Annotated in this window: 18 protein-coding genes and 1 riboswitch; of the genes, 12 read left to right on the top strand and 6 right to left on the bottom strand. The window is 63.3% G+C overall.

From position 1 onward, the window contains the following. Positions 1-183 precede the first annotated feature (183 nt). A complete protein-coding gene (gene flhD / locus NCR39_RS00485; RefSeq protein ID WP_250450078.1) occupies positions 184-486 on the bottom strand; it encodes a flagellar transcriptional regulator FlhD in 303 nt (100 codons plus the stop codon). Between the two features lie 713 nt (positions 487-1199). Here flhD and NCR39_RS00480 point away from each other — a divergent pair. The 3 genes from NCR39_RS00480 to NCR39_RS00470 all read left to right on the top strand — a co-directional run bounded on the left by NCR39_RS00480 (position 1200) and on the right by NCR39_RS00470 (position 3822). After that, positions 1200-2264: a glycosyltransferase family 4 protein gene (locus tag NCR39_RS00480; protein ID WP_250450076.1), complete on the top strand. Its 1065-nt coding sequence runs from the start codon at positions 1200-1202 to the stop codon at positions 2262-2264. Positions 2265-2494: 230 nt separating this feature from the next. After that, positions 2495-3223, top strand: coding sequence for an aquaporin Z (gene aqpZ, locus NCR39_RS00475; protein WP_250450074.1), 729 nt, complete (start codon positions 2495-2497; stop codon positions 3221-3223). A 314-nt stretch (positions 3224-3537) separates the two neighbouring features. Further along, positions 3538-3822 carry a hypothetical protein gene (locus NCR39_RS00470; protein ID WP_250450073.1) on the top strand — a complete coding sequence of 95 codons (285 nt, stop codon included), beginning with the start codon at positions 3538-3540 and terminating at the stop codon, positions 3820-3822. Positions 3823-3870: 48 nt separating this feature from the next. Here NCR39_RS00470 and NCR39_RS00465 read toward each other — a convergent pair whose 3' ends face one another. Further along, complete coding sequence (locus NCR39_RS00465; RefSeq protein WP_250450072.1) at positions 3871-4698, bottom strand: Cof-type HAD-IIB family hydrolase; 828 nt, start codon at positions 4696-4698, stop codon at positions 3871-3873. A 34-nt stretch (positions 4699-4732) separates the two neighbouring features. Beyond that, the gene (locus NCR39_RS00460; protein ID WP_250450071.1) at positions 4733-5650 is read right to left on the bottom strand and encodes a glucosamine kinase nucleotide-binding domain-containing protein; all 918 of its coding nucleotides are present in this window, start codon (positions 5648-5650) and stop codon (positions 4733-4735) included. A 109-nt stretch (positions 5651-5759) separates the two neighbouring features. Here NCR39_RS00460 and NCR39_RS00455 point away from each other — a divergent pair, with 109 nt between their 5' ends. The 3 genes from NCR39_RS00455 (at position 5760) to NCR39_RS00445 (ending at position 7613) form a co-directional block, all read left to right on the top strand. Further along, on the top strand, positions 5760-6365 hold the full coding sequence (locus tag NCR39_RS00455; protein WP_250450070.1) for a DNA-3-methyladenine glycosylase I: 606 nt from the start codon (positions 5760-5762) through the stop codon (positions 6363-6365). A 429-nt stretch (positions 6366-6794) separates the two neighbouring features. Next, the gene (locus NCR39_RS00450; protein WP_250451417.1) at positions 6795-7220 is read left to right on the top strand and encodes a hypothetical protein; all 426 of its coding nucleotides are present in this window, start codon (positions 6795-6797) and stop codon (positions 7218-7220) included. A 33-nt stretch (positions 7221-7253) separates the two neighbouring features. Further along, positions 7254-7613: a hypothetical protein gene (locus NCR39_RS00445; RefSeq protein ID WP_250450069.1), complete on the top strand. Its 360-nt coding sequence runs from the start codon at positions 7254-7256 to the stop codon at positions 7611-7613. 111 nt (positions 7614-7724) lie between these two features. Here the strand turns inward: NCR39_RS00445 and rpsU are convergent, their stop codons facing one another. Both rpsU and NCR39_RS00435 read right to left on the bottom strand, forming a co-directional pair. Beyond that, the gene (gene rpsU / locus NCR39_RS00440) at positions 7725-7937 is read right to left on the bottom strand and encodes a 30S ribosomal protein S21 (protein WP_035942296.1); all 213 of its coding nucleotides are present in this window, start codon (positions 7935-7937) and stop codon (positions 7725-7727) included. 359 nt (positions 7938-8296) lie between these two features. Continuing rightward, a complete protein-coding gene (locus NCR39_RS00435) occupies positions 8297-9247 on the bottom strand; it encodes an aldo/keto reductase (protein WP_250450068.1) in 951 nt (316 codons plus the stop codon). Between the two features lie 216 nt (positions 9248-9463). On the opposite strand from NCR39_RS00435, the gene NCR39_RS00430 reads away from it, so the two are divergent. The 5 genes from NCR39_RS00430 (at position 9464) to fliT (ending at position 15750) form a co-directional block, all read left to right on the top strand. Next, complete coding sequence (locus tag NCR39_RS00430) at positions 9464-10261, top strand: class I SAM-dependent methyltransferase (protein WP_250450067.1); 798 nt, start codon at positions 9464-9466, stop codon at positions 10259-10261. An 88-nt stretch (positions 10262-10349) separates the two neighbouring features. Continuing rightward, positions 10350-12764, top strand: coding sequence for an HAD family hydrolase (locus tag NCR39_RS00425; protein WP_250450066.1), 2415 nt, complete (start codon positions 10350-10352; stop codon positions 12762-12764). A gap of 226 nt (positions 12765-12990) precedes the next feature. Beyond that, positions 12991-13815 carry a flagellin domain-containing protein gene (locus tag NCR39_RS00420; RefSeq protein WP_250450065.1) on the top strand — a complete coding sequence of 275 codons (825 nt, stop codon included), beginning with the start codon at positions 12991-12993 and terminating at the stop codon, positions 13813-13815. A 159-nt stretch (positions 13816-13974) separates the two neighbouring features. After that, on the top strand, positions 13975-15426 hold the full coding sequence (fliD, locus tag NCR39_RS00415) for a flagellar filament capping protein FliD (protein WP_250450064.1): 1452 nt from the start codon (positions 13975-13977) through the stop codon (positions 15424-15426). Between the two features lie 24 nt (positions 15427-15450). Next, positions 15451-15750: a flagellar protein FliT gene (gene fliT, locus NCR39_RS00410; protein WP_250450063.1), complete on the top strand. Its 300-nt coding sequence runs from the start codon at positions 15451-15453 to the stop codon at positions 15748-15750. A gap of 126 nt (positions 15751-15876) precedes the next feature. On the opposite strand, the gene NCR39_RS00405 is transcribed toward fliT, so the two are convergent. Next, on the bottom strand, positions 15877-16887 hold the full coding sequence (locus NCR39_RS00405; RefSeq protein ID WP_250450062.1) for a sodium:calcium antiporter: 1011 nt from the start codon (positions 16885-16887) through the stop codon (positions 15877-15879). 104 nt (positions 16888-16991) lie between these two features. Continuing rightward, positions 16992-17164, bottom strand: a riboswitch (yybP-ykoY riboswitch). A 197-nt stretch (positions 17165-17361) separates the two neighbouring features. On the opposite strand from NCR39_RS00405, the gene NCR39_RS00400 reads away from it, so the two are divergent. After that, entirely contained in the window at positions 17362-18957 is a 1596-nt protein-coding gene (locus tag NCR39_RS00400) for an ABC transporter substrate-binding protein (protein ID WP_502800147.1), read from the top strand. Positions 18958-18960: the final 3 nt, after the last annotated feature.

Below are 18960 nucleotides of genomic sequence, written 5' to 3'. Positions count from 1 at the left end.
CGAGTCCTCGAAATTGATGCGGATGACCGGCGTGAGCGCGCGGTTAAGGATGTTTACGGCATGGGGGAGGAAAACTTTGAGGGCGGGAGGCCGCCGCGCGTGCGGCGCAATGGCGCGGCGCGGAACCGCCTGGGACGCGGACGGACGCCGCGTCTGAAGAAATCGCAGCCGCTTGGCGCAGCTTTAGCCGATCTGCGCGACAGCCGCGTCGGCGGCCTGCGCGAGCGCGGCGCGCTTGCCCTTGTCCGCGAGCGATGAAAGGATCGCGTGGTCGTCGAACCGGAAGCGGCACAGCAGATGGCTCGACGACGCCACTTTCACCGCCTGCACCGGCGTGAGCGACGCGACGACATCGGCGACGTGCTCGGACAGGCCGAGCCGGGACATCGCCGTGTCGCGGTCCTCGCGAAGCATCGCTTGCGCGAGCAGCAAATACGACAAATTCACCTCGCGAATTTCCGCGAGCGCGCCGGTGGCTGCGCTCATGCGTGCGCTATCGCCGAATTTCGTGGCCGTCATCTTTCCCCCGAGTCGATTCGTGGCTGGTCAGGCCGCGCGGGAAACGTTTGCTCGAATGCGCCAAAAAAAACCGGCGAATCCGGCCCCGCATAATGTGTCGGCCCGATTGTCGCCCGGCGCGGCTCGCGCGCCTATCGGACGGACACACCGACTCGCCGACGGAATTTCGCCCGGAATCGTGTAGGAAAAATTCGTACACGACACGAATTGATTGCGCGTCGGCAAAGGCTTTATCGGCGGGAATCGCCCGGACTTTAGGCCGGCGGACCGGGAACGATACGTGCTGAAGAACGCCTCGCCGCTCGCGTCGCGCGGTCAATCTGCGTTCCCGGTGCCGCGAACGGTGCAATTTTTGACTTCGTAACAGTCGGTGTTTCGCGCTGTAACAAGGTTAAGCGATTGAAAAATGACGTGAAATGCCGCTCTCGATCCCGATAATGAACGTAAGGGATAACCCGGTCGAGAGCCGGAACCGATTCTGGGCAGCCTGAAGCAACACACTCGCTTCGCGCCGGCCGCCCGTCCGAAAGGCATGCGTCGACTGTTCGACCGGCTTCACCGCATGTCCACACGAAAGCTTTGCATGGCCCGGAGTCACGTTAGAAGCGCCGCTCCGGCACTGCTCTGCAAGGGCCAGAGGCGCAAACCGCCGATCGCGGCCCACACTGGAGAACCACGTTATGCGAATCGCACAAATTGCACCGTTGCACGAAGCAGTTCCCCCGAAGTTCTACGGCGGCACTGAGCGCGTGGTGTCTTATCTGACGGATGCGCTCGTCGATCTCGGCCACGATGTGACCTTGTTCGCAAGCGGCGATTCGCAAACCAAGGCGACGCTCGAAGCCGCGTGGCCGCGCGCGCTGCGCCTCGACCCGACCATCCGCGATGCGCTCGCGCCGCACATGTTGCTGCTCGAAACGGTTCGCCGCCGCGCGCACGAGTTCGACGTGCTGCACTTTCACCTCGACTACATGCCGTTCCCGCTGTTTTCGCAGCTCGACACGCCGTTCGTGACCACGCTGCACGGCCGTCTCGATCTGCCCGAACTGCAGCCGATCTTCGATACCTTCACGAAGGCGAACGTCATCTCGATTTCGGACAATCAGCGCGGCCCGCTGCCGCAGGCGAACTGGCTGAACACGGTCTATCACGGCCTGCCGGACGACCTGCTCACGCCGCAGCCGCACAAGAAGCCGGAATATCTCGCGTTCCTCGGCCGAATTTGCCCGGAAAAGCGCGCGGACCTGGCCATCAAGATCGCGGCGCAAAGCGGCCTGCCGCTCAAGATCGCGGCCAAGGTCGACAAGGCCGATCAGGACTATTTCAAGTCGACGATCGAGCCGCTGCTGTCGCAGGCGCACGTCGAATTCATCGGCGAAATCAACGAGGTGCAGAAGCCGGAGTTCCTGTCGGGCGCGAAGGCGCTGCTGTTCCCGATCGACTGGAACGAGCCGTTCGGCCTCGTGATGATCGAAGCGATGGCGTGCGGAACGCCGGTGATCGCGTTCAATCGCGGTTCGGTGCCGGAAGTCATCGATCACGGCGTGACCGGCTTCATCTGCGAGGACGTGCAGGGCGCGGTGGGCGCGCTGCATCGGATCGACGAGCTGTCGCGCACGGAAATCCGCGCGCAGTTCGAACGCCGCTTCAGCGCGAAGACCATGGCGCAGAACTATGTCGATACCTACACCGCGATGCTCCAGGCCGCGAAACGCCCGGTCTTGCGTCAGGTTGCGATCGGCTAAACGCTTCGCCCTGCTTTGCCCCCGAAATGCCGCCTCGTCAGGCGGCATTTTTCTTTTCCGGACAGCCGACACAGACAAATCCGAACCTTCCTGCGCCGCCCGTGAAACGCGCGACCATCGACCAATTTTGACAGTTCACCTAATGAGCCGCGCTTAAACTGCGCTGCGCGGAAACGCTCCGGTTTCTTGCGTCAAATCAATGGTCGATCATCTTTTCACGAGGCAGGATCATGCAATTGTCGAAGCGTCTCGGCGCTGAAATTTTCGGTACTTTCTGGCTGGTGCTGGGCGGTTGCGGAAGCGCCGTTCTGGCAGCAGCCTTTCCTCACGTCGGCATCGGGCTGGTGGGCGTTTCGATCGCCTTCGGCCTCACCGTGCTCACCATGGCTTACGCCATCGGCCACGTCTCCGGCTGCCATCTGAACCCGGCGGTGAGCATCGGCCTCGCGGTCGCGGGGCGCTTTCCCGTGCGCGATCTCGCGCCGTACATCGTCGCGCAGGTGATCGGCGCGACGCTCGGCGCGTTCGTGCTGAAGCTGATCGCGACGGGCGCGCCCGGCTTCGATCTCGTCGCGAGCGGCTTCGCGGCGAACGGCTTCGGCGACCACTCGCCGGGTCAATACACGATGTTCGCCGCGCTCGTCTGCGAAGTCGTGATGACGTTCTTCTTCCTGTTCGTGATCCTCGGCGCCACCGACGACCGCGCGCCGAAGGGCTTCGCGCCGATCGCCATCGGCCTGTGCCTGACGCTGATCCACCTGATCTCGATTCCGGTCACGAACACGTCGGTGAACCCGGCGCGCTCGACGAGCCAGGCGTTCTTCGTCGGCGGCTGGGCGCTGGATCAGTTGTGGCTGTTCTGGATTGCGCCGATCGTGGGCGCGATCAGCGCGGGCGTGCTGTATCCGCTGCTGACTTCCGAGTCCCAGACGCGCGGAGTCGGCGCCGTCACGCGATAAGCCGCTGCACGCAGTCGACAAAAACGGGCGCCTCGTGCGCCCGTTTTGCTTTTTCCGGCGACGGATTGCGCGCGCCGTATTAAAAGCGCGCGACAGATGTAATGCGCGATTACGCAGCCTGCTTATTATTTTCGCCGCGCTTGGCGGCCGTCATCGGCAAAGCCCCGCTGCATAGGGCTTTGGCGGATAAGTGGCCGTTGGCATCGCCCTTACGCACGGCTTGCACACAGTAACAAGTCGTCGAAGCGTGTAAGACAGCGGGCGCTTACATTGGACTCATGCGACACACGACGTCGCCTTCCAGGAGAAACACAATGAAGCGCATCGCCACTCAAATGCTCGTTGCAACCGGTCTTGTCATCGGCGTGGTCGGAGCGGCTCAGGCTCATACCGATCTTCGCGTGGGCGTTTCGCTCGGCTCGCCGGTTTATGCGGCTCCCGCGCCCGTGTATGCGCGTCCCGCTGCGCCGATGTATCGCTCGCCGGTCTGGCGTCACGAGGAACCGCGCTGGCGCGGTGATTATCGCCACGACGACGGACGCTGGAACCACGCGGGCTGGGATCATGGTCGCCCGAACAACTGGGGCCATCGCGGTTGAGTGCGTCTCGTGAAATGAAGCGGCCAGCCCCGGCCGCTTCGTGACGAACTACCGCGGCGAGGCGATCTCGTCGCGGATATCGAAGAGCTTGCGCAGTTGATGCGCGACGCCCGCCTCGAAGTTGTTGCCGATGCGCGGCACGTTCGGCAGCCGCGTCATGAGGTCGGGATTCGCGTTGTTCATCATGAACGGATGCCCGGCCGTTTCCAGCAAGTCGATGTCGTTCATGTTGTCGCCGAACGCGACGCACTGCGCCGGGTCCATATCCAGCCGCTCCAGCACGTAGCGCAGCGCGCGGCCCTTCGAAACGTCCGACGTCATCACTTCCAGACAGTCCGGCAGCGAATACGTGACGTACAGCGAATCGCCGAATTCTCGCTCCAGATTCGCGGCGGTGTGCTTCAGGTCCGCCGGTTCGCCGATATACAGCACTTTCGCGATGTTCTCGCCGTCATGCTCGCGCAAGTCCATTACTTCGTACTTGAAGCCCGAATCCTGATGGAACACGAGCAGTTCGGGCGCGTGACGGTCGATGAGCCAGGCGTCGTCGGCGAACAGGTTGACGATCACGCGCCCGTGCGCGCCCGCCAAGTCCGGCTGCACCAGACGACGCACGGCGGCGGGCGCGAGATCGCGCGAATAGATGCGTTCGTCGCCGGGCGCATGCACGCGCGCGCCGTTCGACGTGATCAGGTAAGCATCGACGCCGAGCAGGTCGCGGATGCCCGCGACATCGCGATAATGCCGGCCCGTCGCGATGATGACCGGGACGCCGCGCGATGCGAGCGTGCGCAGCGTTTCGGCGGTGAAGGGGTCGAGCTGGTGGTCGCTGTTGAGAAGCGTACCGTCGAGATCAGTTGCAATGACCGAATACATGACTGCCCTGTTTGAGCGCGCGGAGCCCTCTATTTTATCGCGGCTTCGTCGCGGACCCGCGCGCCGCCGACGCCGCCCGCCGCGCGAGTTCCAGCGCGCCCGCCGCGGAATCGGCGCGTGGTTCGCGAAGGCGCTCGCGCAGCGGCATCGGCACGAACGGTTCGTAGGGCGCAGCGAGCCCGCCGCAAAGCGCGACCGGCAGCGCGCCAGCCGGATCGAGCGCGGCGACGAGTCGTTCTATTTCCCGCCCCGCTTCGTCCAGCAATTGCGCCGCGAAAGGATGATCGCGGTGCTCGAAGACGCTCGGCGCGAGCGCTGCGTACGCCGTCTGGTTCGACGCGCACAGCCAGACGACGAGGCTATCGCGATCCGTCGCGCCGGTGAGCGCGAGCAGCGCGCGCGACCAGTCGTCGGCGGGCGCGCGGCCGTCGAGCACGCGTTGCAGATGCACGACCGCGCGCAGGCCGAGCCACGCGCCGCTGGCTTCGTCGCCGCTCGGGAAGCCGTATCCGCCCGCGATGCGGCACACGCCTTCCCGGTCGAGCGATGCCGCGATGCTGCCCGTCCCCAGCGCGACGACCACGCCGGCCTCGCCCGCGTGCGCGCCGATGACCGTGGTGTACGCGTCGCTTTCCACGCGAAGCGCGTGAACCGGCGGCGCCATGCCGAGGAACGCCGTGAGCCAATCCGCGTTGTTCACGCCCGCCAGGCCGCAGCCGAGCGAGCAGGCGCGCCAGTCGAAAGGAAGCGCGGCGGCGTGGAACGCGCGCCGACAGGCGTCTTCGATGGATCGCCACGCCCGCTCGACGCCCAACCCGAGCCCCGATGGCCCGCCGCTCGCCCGCGTCAGTTCGACGCCCTGTGCGTCCGCGAGAACGACGCGCGTGCCGCTTCCGCCGCCATCGACGCCGAGCAGAAAGCCGTTGAATTCCGTGTGCGAAAGTGTAGTCATGGCCGAAGCATAACGGCGCGGGCGCGGCGCGCCAATTAGCCGAATGGCAGAGGTGGCGCGGCATCGCCGTTCGGCTATGCTGACGCGATCAAAAAAACGAGGATTCCCAATGACCGACACCGCACCGACCCGCTGCGCCTGGGCCACCACCGAAGCCATGGCGCATTACCACGACACCGAGTGGGGCGTGCCTTCGCGCGACGACCGCCATCTGTTCGAAATGCTCGTGCTCGAAGGCGCGCAGGCGGGCCTTTCGTGGTCGACCATCCTGAACAAGCGCGAGGGTTATCGCGCGCTCTTCGCGGGCTTCGACATCGACAAGGTCGCGCGCTTCACCGAGGCCGACATGGAACGGATCGTCGGCGACGCGCGGGTCGTGCGCAACCGCGCGAAGATTCAGTCCGCAGTCCTCAACGCGCGCGCCGTGCAGCGCATCCAGGCCGAGCACGGCTCGTTCGCGGACTTCGTGTGGTCGTTCGTCGGCAACAAGACGATCGATACCCCGCGCGACGCGAGCCATCCCACGCCGGCATCGACGCCCGAATCCGACGCCATGAGCCGCGCGCTGAAAACATACGGCTGCAAGTTCGTCGGCACGACCATCTGCTACGCCTTCATGCAGGCAACCGGCATGGTCAACGACCACGCGGCCGACTGCCTGTCGCGCGCAAAGCCAAAGACCAAGCGGAAAACGGTGGCGAAGGCCGAGCGTTGAGCCGTGTCCGGAAGAATTTTGCTTTTTGGCAACGTTCAAGGCGCAAAACAGCGTTACCTAGGGAAAATCCTGATAGAACGCACTTTTATTGCGGTGAAGCAAGGCCAAAACCGCACGCTGTAAAGCGCAAGGGGTACTTCTGCGGCGCTGCACGATCGTGCGCGTCGTGTAAAAATGGCGTCCTCGCGTGCGCTGCCGCACCTTTTTACCGAGCCGAGCCGTTATAACTAACGGTGTGCGGATCGTTCACTGAGTGGAGAGATCCGCCGCGAGTACAGGACGCCCGAAGTTGCCGCGGTGTCCACGGCCGGGAAAACCATCGTGCTCGAAGCATTGGCGGACGGCGAATGCGCCGCCCGTACGCCGCAGGTGCAGGTTGCTCGAAATTCAACGCATGGCCGCTGCGCAGGGGCGCAGGGGAGAAAGATCATGAAAAGCTTGAACTTCCTGACGCATCAGGAGATTTTCAACAACGCGGTACAGCATCTTTTCGCGCAGGGGCAAGCGGCTTTGCTGCCCCAGGGCGGCGGCGCTTACCGCGGATACTGCGGCGGCTGCCCGGTCGGCAGCTATATCAAGCCGCGCGACTATGTCACGGCGATGGAAGGCGTGCCCATCCGCTATATCGCCAAGCCGCCCGAGGCGGTGCCGGCGTACATGGATGTGGGCGTCGTGGCGCTCAAGCGTGCCTTGCTGCGCGCGCGCATCAACGTGTTCGATCCCAACACCGTCGAGCTGCTCTCCTGCCTGCAGAACGTTCACGACGTCTTCGGCAAATGGGAATGGCGCGAACGCCTGACTTCGATCGCACGGCAATTCGGCCTCTCGGCCGAGCTTCTGAAAACGGCTGCGTAAGCCTGCGGGTGCCGTATGTTGAGCCCTATCAGAATGCTGAGCCCGAAGGACATCTACGAACGCGTCTGCGAGCATTTGCTGGCGCAGCGCGCGGTGTCCGAAGACGACAACGGCTCGTGCCGGCTGCGTAGCGCGCATGGCCGCAAGTGCGCGATCGGATCGCTCGTGAGGGACGATGTCTACGAAACGGATCTCGAAGGCGTCGGCATTTCGTACTATCGGCATGCGCAGGACGGCAAGCTGCTGCGCGCGCTGTATGCGTCGAATGTGAATGCGTACGATCCGAACGTCATCGACCTGCTGATCGAACTGGAGCAGGTTCACGACGACGCCAGCGTCGACGAGTGGCCGCATTTGCTCGCGGCGCTGGGCAGACGGCACGCGTTCGTCTGACGCGTCGATCGGAGATTTACGACGCACAATGAAAAACGGCGGTGCGCCCTTTCCGGGTCGCACCGCCGTTTTGCCTTTCCGGGCCTGAATTCCAGCCCGGACGAAGACGCTTTAGTGCATCTTCTTCGGCAGCATCTGGCTACGCAGACGCTTGCGCAGACGCGAAACAGCCGCAGCCTTCTTGCGCTTGCGTGCGGTGGTCGGCTTTTCGTAGGACTGGCGCTCGCGGAGTTCCGCGATCAGGCCGTTCTTTTCGATCGTGCGGCGGAAGCGGCGAATGGCGACGTCGAACGGCTCGTTTTCTTTGAGGACGATAGTGGTCATGTAAATCCTGTTTGCTAAACGTATTTCTAAGTGCGCAACGGAAATCCGCTGCGCGCCGGCACTCCGATCGTCCGCCGGACACGACACAGCACAACAAAGCGCAGCGCGGCGGACACGAGCAAAGCGGCCACGGAGGCCGGAAAAGAGAGAGTTGAGATTCGACCGCGGGAGCGGCATGCGTGTTCGCGGGAGTTTCCTGAACGCGCATTTCTGAGCCGTTCGCCACGGCTGGTTGACATTGTCATTTTCAGCGGCGAAGGCAAAAAATCGGGCACATTTCTCGATTCGGGCGCGATGTTACCAGAACACCGCGCCCCTGCCAACTCTTGGAAGCACGCCAACTCTTTGATGCAACAGATTTATTTTTGCCAGGCGCTGGCTTCGTCGAGGGTCTCGATGTCGTCGGAGGAAAGCTGAAGCCGCGTCGCGGCGGCGAGACTCTCCAGTTGCTTCACCGACGTCGCGCTCGCGATCGGCGCGGTCACGCTCGGCCGCGCGATGATCCACGCCAGCGCGACCGTCGCGGGCGTCGTGCTGTTGCGCGTGGCCACTTCGACGAGCGCATCGACGATATTCAGCCCTCGGTCATTCAGATACTTCTCCACGCGCGATCCGCGCGCCGCCTGCGTCGTGTCCGCCTTCGACCGGTATTTGCCCGACAGAAAGCCGCTTGCAAGACTGAAATACGTGACCACGGCAATCTTGTGCTTCTCGACGACCGGTTCCAGATCCGTCTCGTAGCCTTCGCGGTCGTACAGGTTGTACTCCGGCTGAAGAATCTGATACGCCGGCAGCCCCGAATCCTTCGCGACTTTCAGCGCCTCTTCCAGCCGCGCGCCCTTGTAATTCGACGCGCCGATCACCCGCACCTTCCCCGCCTTGATGAGCTTCTGATACGCGCCGAGCGTCTCGTCGAGCGGCGTTTTCTCGTCGTCGAGATGCGAAAAATAGACGTCGATGTAGTCGGTCTTGAGCCGCCGCAGCGAATCGTCGACGGCCGCCGCGATGTTCGCCGCCGAGAGCCCCGCGCGCGAGCCGAGCATGCCGACCTTGGTGGCGAGCACGATCTTGTCGCGCTTGCCGCTTTCCTTGAACCATTTGCCGATGATCGCTTCCGATTCGCCGCCCTGATGCCCGTCGACCCAGGCGGAGTAGACGTCGGCGGTATCGACGAAATTGAGGCCGTGATCGACGAAGGCGTCGAGGATGGAGAACGACGTGCGCTCGTCGGCGGTCCAGCCGAACACGTTGCCGCCGAACACGAGCGGCGCGACCTTGAGATCCGATGTGCCGATGCTGCGGGTTTGCATGAGTGCGCTCCGTTGAGGAAATGCGTCCCGACGATGATACAGGCGGTCCTTCGCGGCTGCAGGCGCGCGCCGGCCGCGCCGGGCGGCAGGGAGGCGCCGAACTTAAGGCGAAAACTGAGGGGAAAAGCGGCCCCTTTTCGAGACTTTCGTTTGCAGGGCTTCCCCTAACATCGCATCAGTCCCAAAAAGTCTCTCAAAGCCCGAAGGGCCCCGCTTATGAGCAATTTGCTGATCTACTCGATGGCCGAGTTCGCGCCGATCACCGTTCCGATTCTCGATATCTGCGCGCCCCGCAAGATCGCGGAAATCGGTCTCGAATTCGGCGGCAACACCCGCATTCTGTCCGACTGGGCCGAAGCCCACCACGCCACCCTCACCTGTATCGACCCGATGCCGCGCCCGGAAGCCACGGAGTGGATCGAAAGCACGTCGCATATCGAACTGCAGCGCGCGATGAGCCATGACGCGATTCCCCGCATCGCCGATGTGGACGCGTGGTTCATCGACGGCGACCACAACTGGTACACCGTGTTCCACGAACTGCGGCTGATCGAGGAGCGCTCGCACGCCGACGGCAAGCCGGTGCTCGCCTTCATGCACGATGTCTGCTGGCCCGCCGGCCGCCGCGACCAGTACTACAACCCGGATGCGATCCCCGCCGAATTCCGCCAGCCGTACAGCTACGGCAATGGCGTGACGCTCGGCTATCCGGGCAAGGTGCGCGGCGGCTTCGGCTCGCCGGAAGGTTCGTTCGCCTACGCGGACCAGGAAGGCGGCCCGCGCAATGGCGTGTTGACCGCGCTCGAGGACTTCATCGCGCAGTCGGACGCCGACTATGTGTACGCGGTGATCCCGCTCGTGTTCGGCCTCGCCGTGCTGATCGAGCGCACGCATCCGTGCCTCGAGGCGATCGCGCAGATTCTCGCGCCGTATCACAACAATCCGCTGCTCGCGCGCGTGGAAGAGAACCGCCTCGCGAACTATCTCACCGTGATCGGCGTGCACGCGCTCTGATCCGGCACCAATCGACATTAACCGACACTAATCGACAACAATCGACGCCGGACCGGAAGTGCATCGGCGTCCGAGGAGCATCCTGAACATGAGCGACCGCAATATTCCGGCGGCAGACCTGATGGCGGCGTGGTCCGCCAAACTCGACGGCCGCAAGATCGCCACATTCGACTGTTTCGACACGATCTTCTGGCGCGGCGTGGCCGAGCCGAGCGACGTCTACTACGCGCTCGCCGAGGATCCGCTCTTCGTCGCGCATCGCATCGGCGCTCGCGTGCGCGCGCAGGCCGAATCGCTCGCGCGCACGAACCGGTCGTTCACGGACCGCACGTCCGAAGCCTCGCTCGAAGAAATCTACGCGCAATGCGCGCCGGGCGCCGACGAGCTGATCGTGCGCGAACTGGCCGAGCGCGAAGTCCAGAAGGAAATCGAGATCGGCTTCGCGTTCGAACCCGTTCTCGCGTTGATGCGCGAAGCGAAAGCGCGCGGCCTGGCCGTGGCGATCGTCAGCGACACTTACTACAACGAAGCGCAACTGCGCCGCATTCTCTACGCGACCGCGCCCGAACTCGAAACGCTGATCGATCACGTGTTCTGTTCGTCCGCGTTCGGCTTCGGCAAGTCGAACGGGCTGTGGCCGAAAGTCATGGCGCGGCTCGGCATGACGCCGTCGGACATTCTGCATACGGGCGACAACCCCGTGGCCGACTATGCCGTGCCGGCGTCGCTCGGCATCGGGTGTATCCATCTCTTGCAGCGCGACGGTGAAGCCGCGAAGGCGGAACGGCAACGGCTCATCGCGGCGCGTCTTCTGTTTCCCGCGATCCGCTCGACGCAAGCCGCGCCGAGCCTCTTTCACGGCATGAAGGCGCAACAGCTTTCCGTGGAGCAAAGCGCGGACGAACGCGTCGGTTATTGGGCGCTCGGGCCGATCATTTATGCGTTCGCGCGCTTCGTGCTCGGCGAGCATCGCGAACTGAACGCGAGCGGCAAGCCGCACAAGTTCGCGTTTCTCATGCGCGACGGCCATCTCGTGCGGCTCGCGTGCGAAGCCATGTCGAACGAATCGATGGGCGCGCCGGTGTATCTGAGCCGCTTCACCGCGGTCGCCGTGTCGTTCGATAGCGCCGAGAGCATCCAGCGATATCTCGTGAAGAACGCGGCGTCGCATCCGCTGCATGTCATTTGCGATCAGATGCTGATGCCGCCCGAGCTGAAGAAGAAGGTGCTCGCGCGCGCGACGAAGTCGAAGCATGCGGCGCAGGAATTCTGCAAGCTGCTTTCCGAGCGCGCGACGCAGAAGATCATCATCCAGCAGTCGAACGCGCTGCGCGCGCGGCTCTTCCGCCACTTGCAGAACACGGTCGGCCTCGCGCGCGGCGATACGCTCGTGCTCGCGGACCTCGGTTATTACGGCACGATCCAGCACGCCATCCGCGATGTCTTCAAGCGTCATTTCGACGTGGAAGTCATCGGCCGATACTTCGCCTCGCTCGATTCGCCGGGCTCGCACCTCGACCGCAAGGCGCTCATCGATTCGAGCTGGACCGAGGAAAACGTCGTCGAAACGCTGATTGCGCATATCGGCGATTTCGAGCAGATGTGCGCGGTCAACTCGGGCAGCGTGATCGCCTACGAAGAGGACGGCACGCCGATTCTCGCCGACGTCAAGAAGGGCAGCATGCAGCTCGACACGACGAAGGTCATCCAGGAATCCTGCCTGCGATTCATCCGCGACGTCGAAGCCACGCCCGCCATTCACCTGCCGGAACTCACGCCGGAACGGCTGCGCGTGACGGCGGCCATCGAACTGGCGCGGCTCGTGTATCTGCCGGAGCACGAGGAGATCACGCGCAGCGCGAAGTCGCTGTTCGAGCTGAACGTCGGCACGGATATCGCGTTCGACGTGGCCAACGTCGATGCCGGCATCAAGGGCCTGCGTCAGCGCGGACCGTTCTATATGCGCAGCATCGGCAAGGGCTTCAGAACGGGCTATCCGTCGGAGATGCGCTATGCGGGCATCGACCAGGCGATCTTCCTGATGGCGCTGCGCCGTCACCGGCTCGACTTCACCGTCGACGATACGTCGTACCGGCGGCTCGACGTGCCCGCGCTTTTCGTGCGCGGCAACGAAAGCGCGACGCAGAACGTTTCGGCGCGTGCGACTTACGACGGCTTCTATTCGGTCGTGCTGCCGCGCTCGCAATTCGATACCGCGCTGATGATCGGACGCGAACTGAGCTGGATGCAGCTCGAATCGGCGACGACGTTTTCAGCCGAGTATCTGGATTCGAATGCCGAATTCGATCGGCAGCGCACGCTCGAAGCCGGCAGCGAAATCATTCTCGACGGCATGGAAGAACGTGAACCCGGCATTTATCAGGTTTCACCGAACGGACTGATTTATTTGCCCGCGGCCACTGAAAAAACACCGCAAGTCGTGCGGCTGATTTTCCGTCCGCTCGCCAAAGCCGCCGTCTCGCAAATGCCTCACGCGCTGTAACCTTTCTTTCCCCGCCGTAATCCATCCAACTACCGCAGGAAGGGCCGAGAGCCGCTTCCTGCGGCCTTCCGCGCGAATCTGCGCAACGCATCGAATAGCCCCCTAAAGTTTTTTTCGGGCGGCCCGATAACCTAAGGTAAGGCGGTCAGCGTAACTTCTTAAACAGCGCGACGCCGTAACTGATGTAAGCCTTAAAGGCGCCACACTTTAAAGAGGGATTCAAGTCATGTTGAACATCAATACCAATACGCTGTCGCAAGCTACGCAAAAGAACCTGGCTGGTTCGCAAAGCGCGCTGTCGTCGGCTATTAACCGCCTTTCGTCGGGCAAGCGCATCAACAGCGCGGCTGACGACGCAGCGGGTCTCGCGATTTCGACGAACATGACGTCGTACGTCAACGCGCTGAACCAGGGCGTGTCGAACGCGAACAACGCGATCTCGATGATCCAGACGGCTTCGGGCGGCCTCAGCTCGACGACGGACAACCTGCAACGTATCCGCCAGCTGGCCGTGCAAGCAGCCGACGGCTCGCTCTCCGACACGCAGCGCGGCTACCTCCAGACGGAAGTGACCCAGCGTCTCGGCGAACTGGACCGCGTTGCGAACCAGACGACGTTCAACGGCCAGGCCATGCTGTCGGGTTCGGTTTCGTCGGTGTCGTTCCAGATCGGCGCAGTGGCGAACCAGACGCTGAGCGTCGACTTCGGCAGCGTCTCGATGGGCTCGACCGGCCTGTTCGGTTCGGTCAGCGTCGACATCTCGACGGCAAGCGGCGCGCAGAACGTGATCGGCTATGTCGACACGGCTCTGAACACGGTCAACACGCTGCAATCGACCCTCGGCGCTGAGCAAAACCGCTTCACGTCGGCTGTCACCAGCCTGCAATCGCAGTCGACCAACCTGTCGGCAGCGCAATCGGCCATCACCGATGCGGACTTCGCGCAAGAAACGGCGAACCTGTCGAAGGCGCAGGTGCTGCAGCAAGCGGGCATCTCGGTTCTCGCGCAAGCGAACTCGATGCCGCAGCAAGTGCTGAAGCTCCTCGGCTAAGCGCACTCATCAACCCCGCTGCGGTATGAGCGGGGTTTTTGCACGACTGGGAGGCTTGCCTCCCAGCTTTCGTTAGCGGCGCGCCCGGCGCGAAGACGTTCGATGCGCCGCTCACGAAAGCTCGCAACTTGAATATAGGCAGTCTGTCCGGAGCATCCGATGACCACCACCACCTCGACCACGAGTTCGTCCGACGTCAGCGCCACGCTGGCCGCTGCAGCGCAGTCCATCATCAGCGGCGCGACCAATTCCAGTCTGGATGTCTCGTCGCTGGTTTCTTCGCTCGTCACCGCCAAGACGACCGCCCAGGCCACGCAGATCGCGAACAAGACGTCGAGCGACAACACGCTGCTCTCCGCCGTCTCGCAGATCAAGTCCGCGCTGTCTTCCATGCAAAGCACCTTGTCCGGCCTGGCCGACGGCTCCGCGCTCGCGGCGTACACGGCGACGGCGAGCGGCAGCGGACTCACGGCGACCGCCGGCACGAGCGCGGTCGCGGGTTCGTATCAGATCACGGTGAACAACGTGGCGAGCGCGCAGAAGATTTCGTCGACGGCGCACGCCGCCACCGACACGTTCGGCACCGGCACGCTGACGCTGAGTCTCGGATCGAGTTCGATGAACCTCACGCTCGACGGCACCAACACGCTGTCGAGCATCGCATCGTCGATCAACACGGCAAGCGACAACCCCGGCATCAGCGCGACCATCGTGACCGGCACGGACGGCCAGCATCTCGTGCTCGCGTCGAAGAACACGGGCGCCGCGAACACGATTTCGGTGACGGCGGGCACGGGCGTCGATTCGTCGCTTTCGTACGGCACGGGCAGCAGCAACTACACGCAGACGTCGCCGGCGCAGGACGCCTCGCTCACCATCGACGGCACCGCCGCCACGAGTCCCACGAACACGCTCACGACCGCCATCGGCGGCGTGACGCTCAATCTCACGTCCGCGGCTGCCGGCAGCACGCAGACGCTGACGGTCGCGTCCGACACGACCACGGAACAAAGCTCGATCAAGGCGTTCGTCGATGCGTACAACTCCTTCGTGAGCCAGGCCGCCGCGCTGTCGTCCTTCGACTCGACGAAGAGCGCCGGCTCGCAAGGCGGCGTGCTGCTCGGCGACTCGATGCTTCAAAGCATTCAGAGCACGCTCGCGAACATCGTGACGAGCGGCGTGAACTCCACGTCCGGATCGACATCGGTGACGACGAACCTCGCGTCGATCGGCATCGACCTGCAGGACGACGGCACGCTGTCGATCGACTCTTCGACGCTTTCGACCGCGCTCTCGAACAGCCCGACGCGCGTGCAGCAGCTCTTCAACCCGACGAACGGCATCGGCACGCAGCTCAATTCGAAGGTCACGTCGTTTCTGCAGACGGGCGGCATCATCGATACGCGCACGACGGCGCTCAATGCCGACCTGAAGAGCCTGACCGATCAGACGAACACGTTGCAGACCTACGCCGACAGCCTGACCGCGCAATATCAGGCGCAGTTCACGGCGCTGAACACGCTGATGGCGTCCATGCAGAGCAACACGACGTATCTGACGCAGCTTTTCGGCGGCACGAACAGCGCGGGCGCGCTCGCCACCAACAAGTAAGCGCCGAATCGCACGGAGTAAGAAATGAGCCAACAGGAATTGCTGACCAACGCGATGGCGCTCACGCACGCGATGGCCGCGGCCGCCGCTGCGGGAGACTGGATCGAAGCGGCGCGCGTGGCCGAAGTGCGCTCGCCGATCATCATGCAGTTGCAGAACGATCACGAACCGGCGACGCTGCAAGCCGCGCGCGACATTCAGGCGCTCGATGCATCGCTCATGCAGACGGCGGAAGCCGCGCGCATGTCGCTGGGCCGGGGCTTTCGCGAAGCGAGCGCGCGCATCGACGCGGCGAGCCGTTATCAGCAGGCCGCGCGCCTTTAAATTTTTTTGGATCGACGCCGATAAACAATCAACAACAAGAACAACGCGTCGATGTCATGACGCGCTGCTTCGACCTCGATGCCCGCCTTGCGCGGGCATTTTTCTTTTCGGCGCGGGCATCGGGAATCAGCGTCCGAGCGTCAGCGTCAGATAAGCCGCGTACAGCACGCCGTTGCCGAGCAGCGCCCACAGCGCGACGCCATTGCCGCGCGCATGAAAGCGCAGCCACGCCGCCGCCGCGAGCGTGATCAACACGCCGGTCAGCACTTCGATGCGCGGCTCCCACGGCGTCAGCATGATGCCGATGGCGGGCAGCAACGTGCCCTGAAACACCATCGCGCCGGTGATGTTGCCGAACGCGAGCGTGTCCTTCCCTCTTCGCGCCCACAGAATGCTGTTGACCTTCTCGGGCAGCTCCGTCGCGATCGGAATGATGATGAGCGACAGCAGCAGCGCCGATACGCCGAGCGCCTGCGACACGCCTTGCACGCCATGAATGAAGCCCTTCGCGCCGCCGACGAGCAGCACGATGCCGATCAGGAACTGCAGCACGATCGAGCCGAGACTGGTCTTGAGTCCCACGCGCGAAATGAAAAGCGCTTCGGGCGCTTCGGTGCCGTGACCGCTATCGACGAGATTCGCCGATGCGCGGAACGTCGCGATCACATAGATCACATAAAGCGCGACGAGACCGGCCGCGAAGAGCGCGCGCACCTGCCACGCGTGATGCGGGACGAACATCGCGCCTGCCGCGATCAGAAACGCCACGAGGAAGAAGTTGAGATCGCGCGTGAAGCCCGTGCGCTCCGGCATGATGACGCCGCGCAAGCCGCGCGATTTCATGATGGCGAGCGTCATCAGGCAAGTGGAAAGCGTCGCGAGCATGAGCGGTGCGCCGAGAATCGCGCCGACGCCGATCTCTTCGTTGACCGCGCGGCTCGCGGTGCCGCCCAATAGCGCGATGATCGGCACCGTGGTTTCCGGCAGCGCCGTGCCGACCGCCGCGAACAGCGATCCCGTCACGCCTTCCGAAATGCCGAGCCGCTCGCCGAGATGCTCGAGCGCGTTGGTGAAAAGCTCGGATGCGACGAGGATGATCGCGAGCATGAACGCGAGTTCGATGAAGAGCATCGTCATGCGGCACCCCGCATCGAACGATGAGATTCGGGCATCACGCATGCGCAAATGCGGACGCAAAACAGGAATGGATATTTTGATTGTGGGGACACGACGATGATTCCACGGCCGGACGTCAGCGAACCATGATGCGCGACGCCCGTCCGGCCAGGAACGGCATGGCGCATCAATGGTCTCGCCAAACCGGACCGGTCGAACGCGCCACGGCAGTAGAGCCGAGGATGTTGACGCGTTCTCCTTCGCGACGGAAGGAAGGCTACTCCCCAAAGACCGGGGCAGTGTAGCGTGATGCGCCGTCTTCGGCAAGCCGATGCCGCCGCGCGAACGCATAACGGTATGCGCAATGCTTCGTTGTCGCCGATTGTTTCGTTGGATAAGCTACGCGCGCGGGCGCGGTGCTTGCTCGCATCGCGCGTCCGACGCCTTTCAAGCAACAAGAACACCGATGTGTGACCGAGAGTCACGGGAGATCTCATGCGCCTCAACCGCTTTACAGCCGCATTCGCTGTCGTCTTCATGGCCGCGCCGATGCTCGCGATGGCGAAGCCCCTCACCGTCTGCACCGAGTCGAGCCCGGATGGTTTCGATGTCGTGCAGTTCAATTCGCTCGTGACGACGAACGCTTCCGCCGATGTCATCTTCAACACGCTCGTCTCGTACGACGAAGCCGCGAAGAAGGTCGCGCCGTCGCTGGCACAGAAGTGGGACGTATCGAGCGACGGGCTCACGTACACGTTCCATCTGCGGCCGAACGTGCAGTTCCAGACGACCGATTACTTCAAGCCGACGCGCCCGCTCAATGCAGACGACGTCGTCTTCACGTTCGAGCGCATGCTGTCGGACAGCAATCCGTGGCACAAGGTGGCGGGCGCGAGCGGCTTTCCGCATGCGCAATCGATGGGTCTCGTGAAGCTAATCAAAGCCGTGACCAAGGTCGATGATCAAACCGTCAAGTTCGAACTCAACGAGCCGAACGCGACCTTCGTGCCTATCCTCACGATGGGCTTCGCATCGATCTATTCGGCGCAATACGCGGACCAGTTGCTGAAGGCGAACAAGCAGCTCGATATCAATAGCAAGCCTATCGGCACCGGACCGTTCGTGCTCAAGAGCTATACGAAAGATGCGGTGATTCGCTACGACGTGAATCCTTCGTACTGGGGACCGAAGCCGAAGATCGATCGCCTCATCTACGCCATCACGCCCGATGCGTCCGTGCGCGCGCAGAAGATCAAGGCGGGCGAATGCCAGATCGCGCTGTCGCCGAAGCCGCAGGACGTGCTCGATGCGAAGAAGGACAAGTCGCTCAAGGTCAGCGAAACGCCCGCGTTCATGACCGCGTTCGTCGCGCTGAACACGCAGAAGAAGCCGCTCGATAACCCGAAGGTGCGTCAGGCGCTGAACATGGCGTTCGATCGCACGACCTACATGAAGACCGTGTTCGACAACACCGCGACGCCTGCGGTGAATCCGTATCCGCCGAACACGTGGAGCTATGACAAGAGCGTGCAGGCGTATCCGTATTCGGTGGATCGCGCGAAGAAGCTGCTTGCCGATGCGGGCTTGCCGAACGGCTTCGAAACGACGATCTGGGTGCGTCCGAACGGCAGCGTGCTGAATCCGAATCCGAAGGCAGGCGCCGAGTTGCTGCAAGCCGATCTCGCGAAGATCGGCGTGAAGGCGCAAGTGAAGGTGATCGAATGGGGCGAGCTGATCAAGGAAGCGAAGCAGGGTCAGCACGACATGCTCTTCATGGGCTGGGCCGGCGACAACGGCGATCCGGACAACTATCTTTCGCCGCTCTTCAGTTGCAACGCGGTGAAGTCGGGCATCAACTTCGCGCGCTTCTGCGATCCGCAACTCGACAAGCTGATCGCGGACGGCAAGGCCACGCCGGATGTCGCGAAGCGCACGAAGTCGTATGTGGATGCGCAGAAGATCATCCACGATCAGGCGCTGTGGATTCCGCTCGTTTATCCGACGGCTGCGGCGCTCACGCGCGCCAATGTCAGCGGCTATAACGTGAGTCCGTTCGGGCGGCAGAACTTCGGCGCGGTTTCCGTGCAGTGATCG

The sequence above is a fragment of the Caballeronia sp. ATUFL_M2_KS44 genome (assembly GCF_023630965.1).
GTDB lineage: Bacteria > Pseudomonadota > Gammaproteobacteria > Burkholderiales > Burkholderiaceae > Caballeronia > Caballeronia concitans.
Note: the sequence above shows the minus strand (reverse complement) of the source record. Positions and strands in the feature narration are given on the sequence as shown.

Bases quoted from the DNA above. Each gene is read 5' to 3' on its own strand.
- fliD (WP_250450064.1), top strand. From the start codon at position 13,975: ATGACCACCACCACCTCGACCACGAGTTCGTCCGACGTCAGCGCCACG.
- NCR39_RS00470 (WP_250450073.1), top strand. From the start codon at position 3,538: ATGAAGCGCATCGCCACTCAAATGCTCGTTGCAACCGGTCTTGTCATC.
- aqpZ (WP_250450074.1), top strand. From the start codon at position 2,495: ATGCAATTGTCGAAGCGTCTCGGCGCTGAAATTTTCGGTACTTTCTGG.
- NCR39_RS00480 (WP_250450076.1), top strand. From the start codon at position 1,200: ATGCGAATCGCACAAATTGCACCGTTGCACGAAGCAGTTCCCCCGAAG.
- NCR39_RS00400 (WP_502800147.1), top strand. From the start codon at position 17,362: ATGCGCCTCAACCGCTTTACAGCCGCATTCGCTGTCGTCTTCATGGCC.
- NCR39_RS00445 (WP_250450069.1), top strand. From the start codon at position 7,254: ATGCTGAGCCCGAAGGACATCTACGAACGCGTCTGCGAGCATTTGCTG.
- NCR39_RS00430 (WP_250450067.1), top strand. From the start codon at position 9,464: ATGAGCAATTTGCTGATCTACTCGATGGCCGAGTTCGCGCCGATCACC.
- NCR39_RS00435 (WP_250450068.1), bottom strand. From the start codon at position 9,247: ATGCAAACCCGCAGCATCGGCACATCGGATCTCAAGGTCGCGCCGCTC.
- NCR39_RS00420 (WP_250450065.1), top strand. From the start codon at position 12,991: ATGTTGAACATCAATACCAATACGCTGTCGCAAGCTACGCAAAAGAAC.
- NCR39_RS00455 (WP_250450070.1), top strand. From the start codon at position 5,760: ATGACCGACACCGCACCGACCCGCTGCGCCTGGGCCACCACCGAAGCC.
- NCR39_RS00425 (WP_250450066.1), top strand. From the start codon at position 10,350: ATGAGCGACCGCAATATTCCGGCGGCAGACCTGATGGCGGCGTGGTCC.
- NCR39_RS00460 (WP_250450071.1), bottom strand. From the start codon at position 5,650: ATGACTACACTTTCGCACACGGAATTCAACGGCTTTCTGCTCGGCGTC.
- fliT (WP_250450063.1), top strand. From the start codon at position 15,451: ATGAGCCAACAGGAATTGCTGACCAACGCGATGGCGCTCACGCACGCG.
- rpsU (WP_035942296.1), bottom strand. From the start codon at position 7,937: ATGACCACTATCGTCCTCAAAGAAAACGAGCCGTTCGACGTCGCCATT.
- NCR39_RS00465 (WP_250450072.1), bottom strand. From the start codon at position 4,698: ATGTATTCGGTCATTGCAACTGATCTCGACGGTACGCTTCTCAACAGC.
- flhD (WP_250450078.1), bottom strand. From the start codon at position 486: ATGAGCGCAGCCACCGGCGCGCTCGCGGAAATTCGCGAGGTGAATTTG.
- NCR39_RS00405 (WP_250450062.1), bottom strand. From the start codon at position 16,887: ATGACGATGCTCTTCATCGAACTCGCGTTCATGCTCGCGATCATCCTC.
- NCR39_RS00450 (WP_250451417.1), top strand. From the start codon at position 6,795: ATGAAAAGCTTGAACTTCCTGACGCATCAGGAGATTTTCAACAACGCG.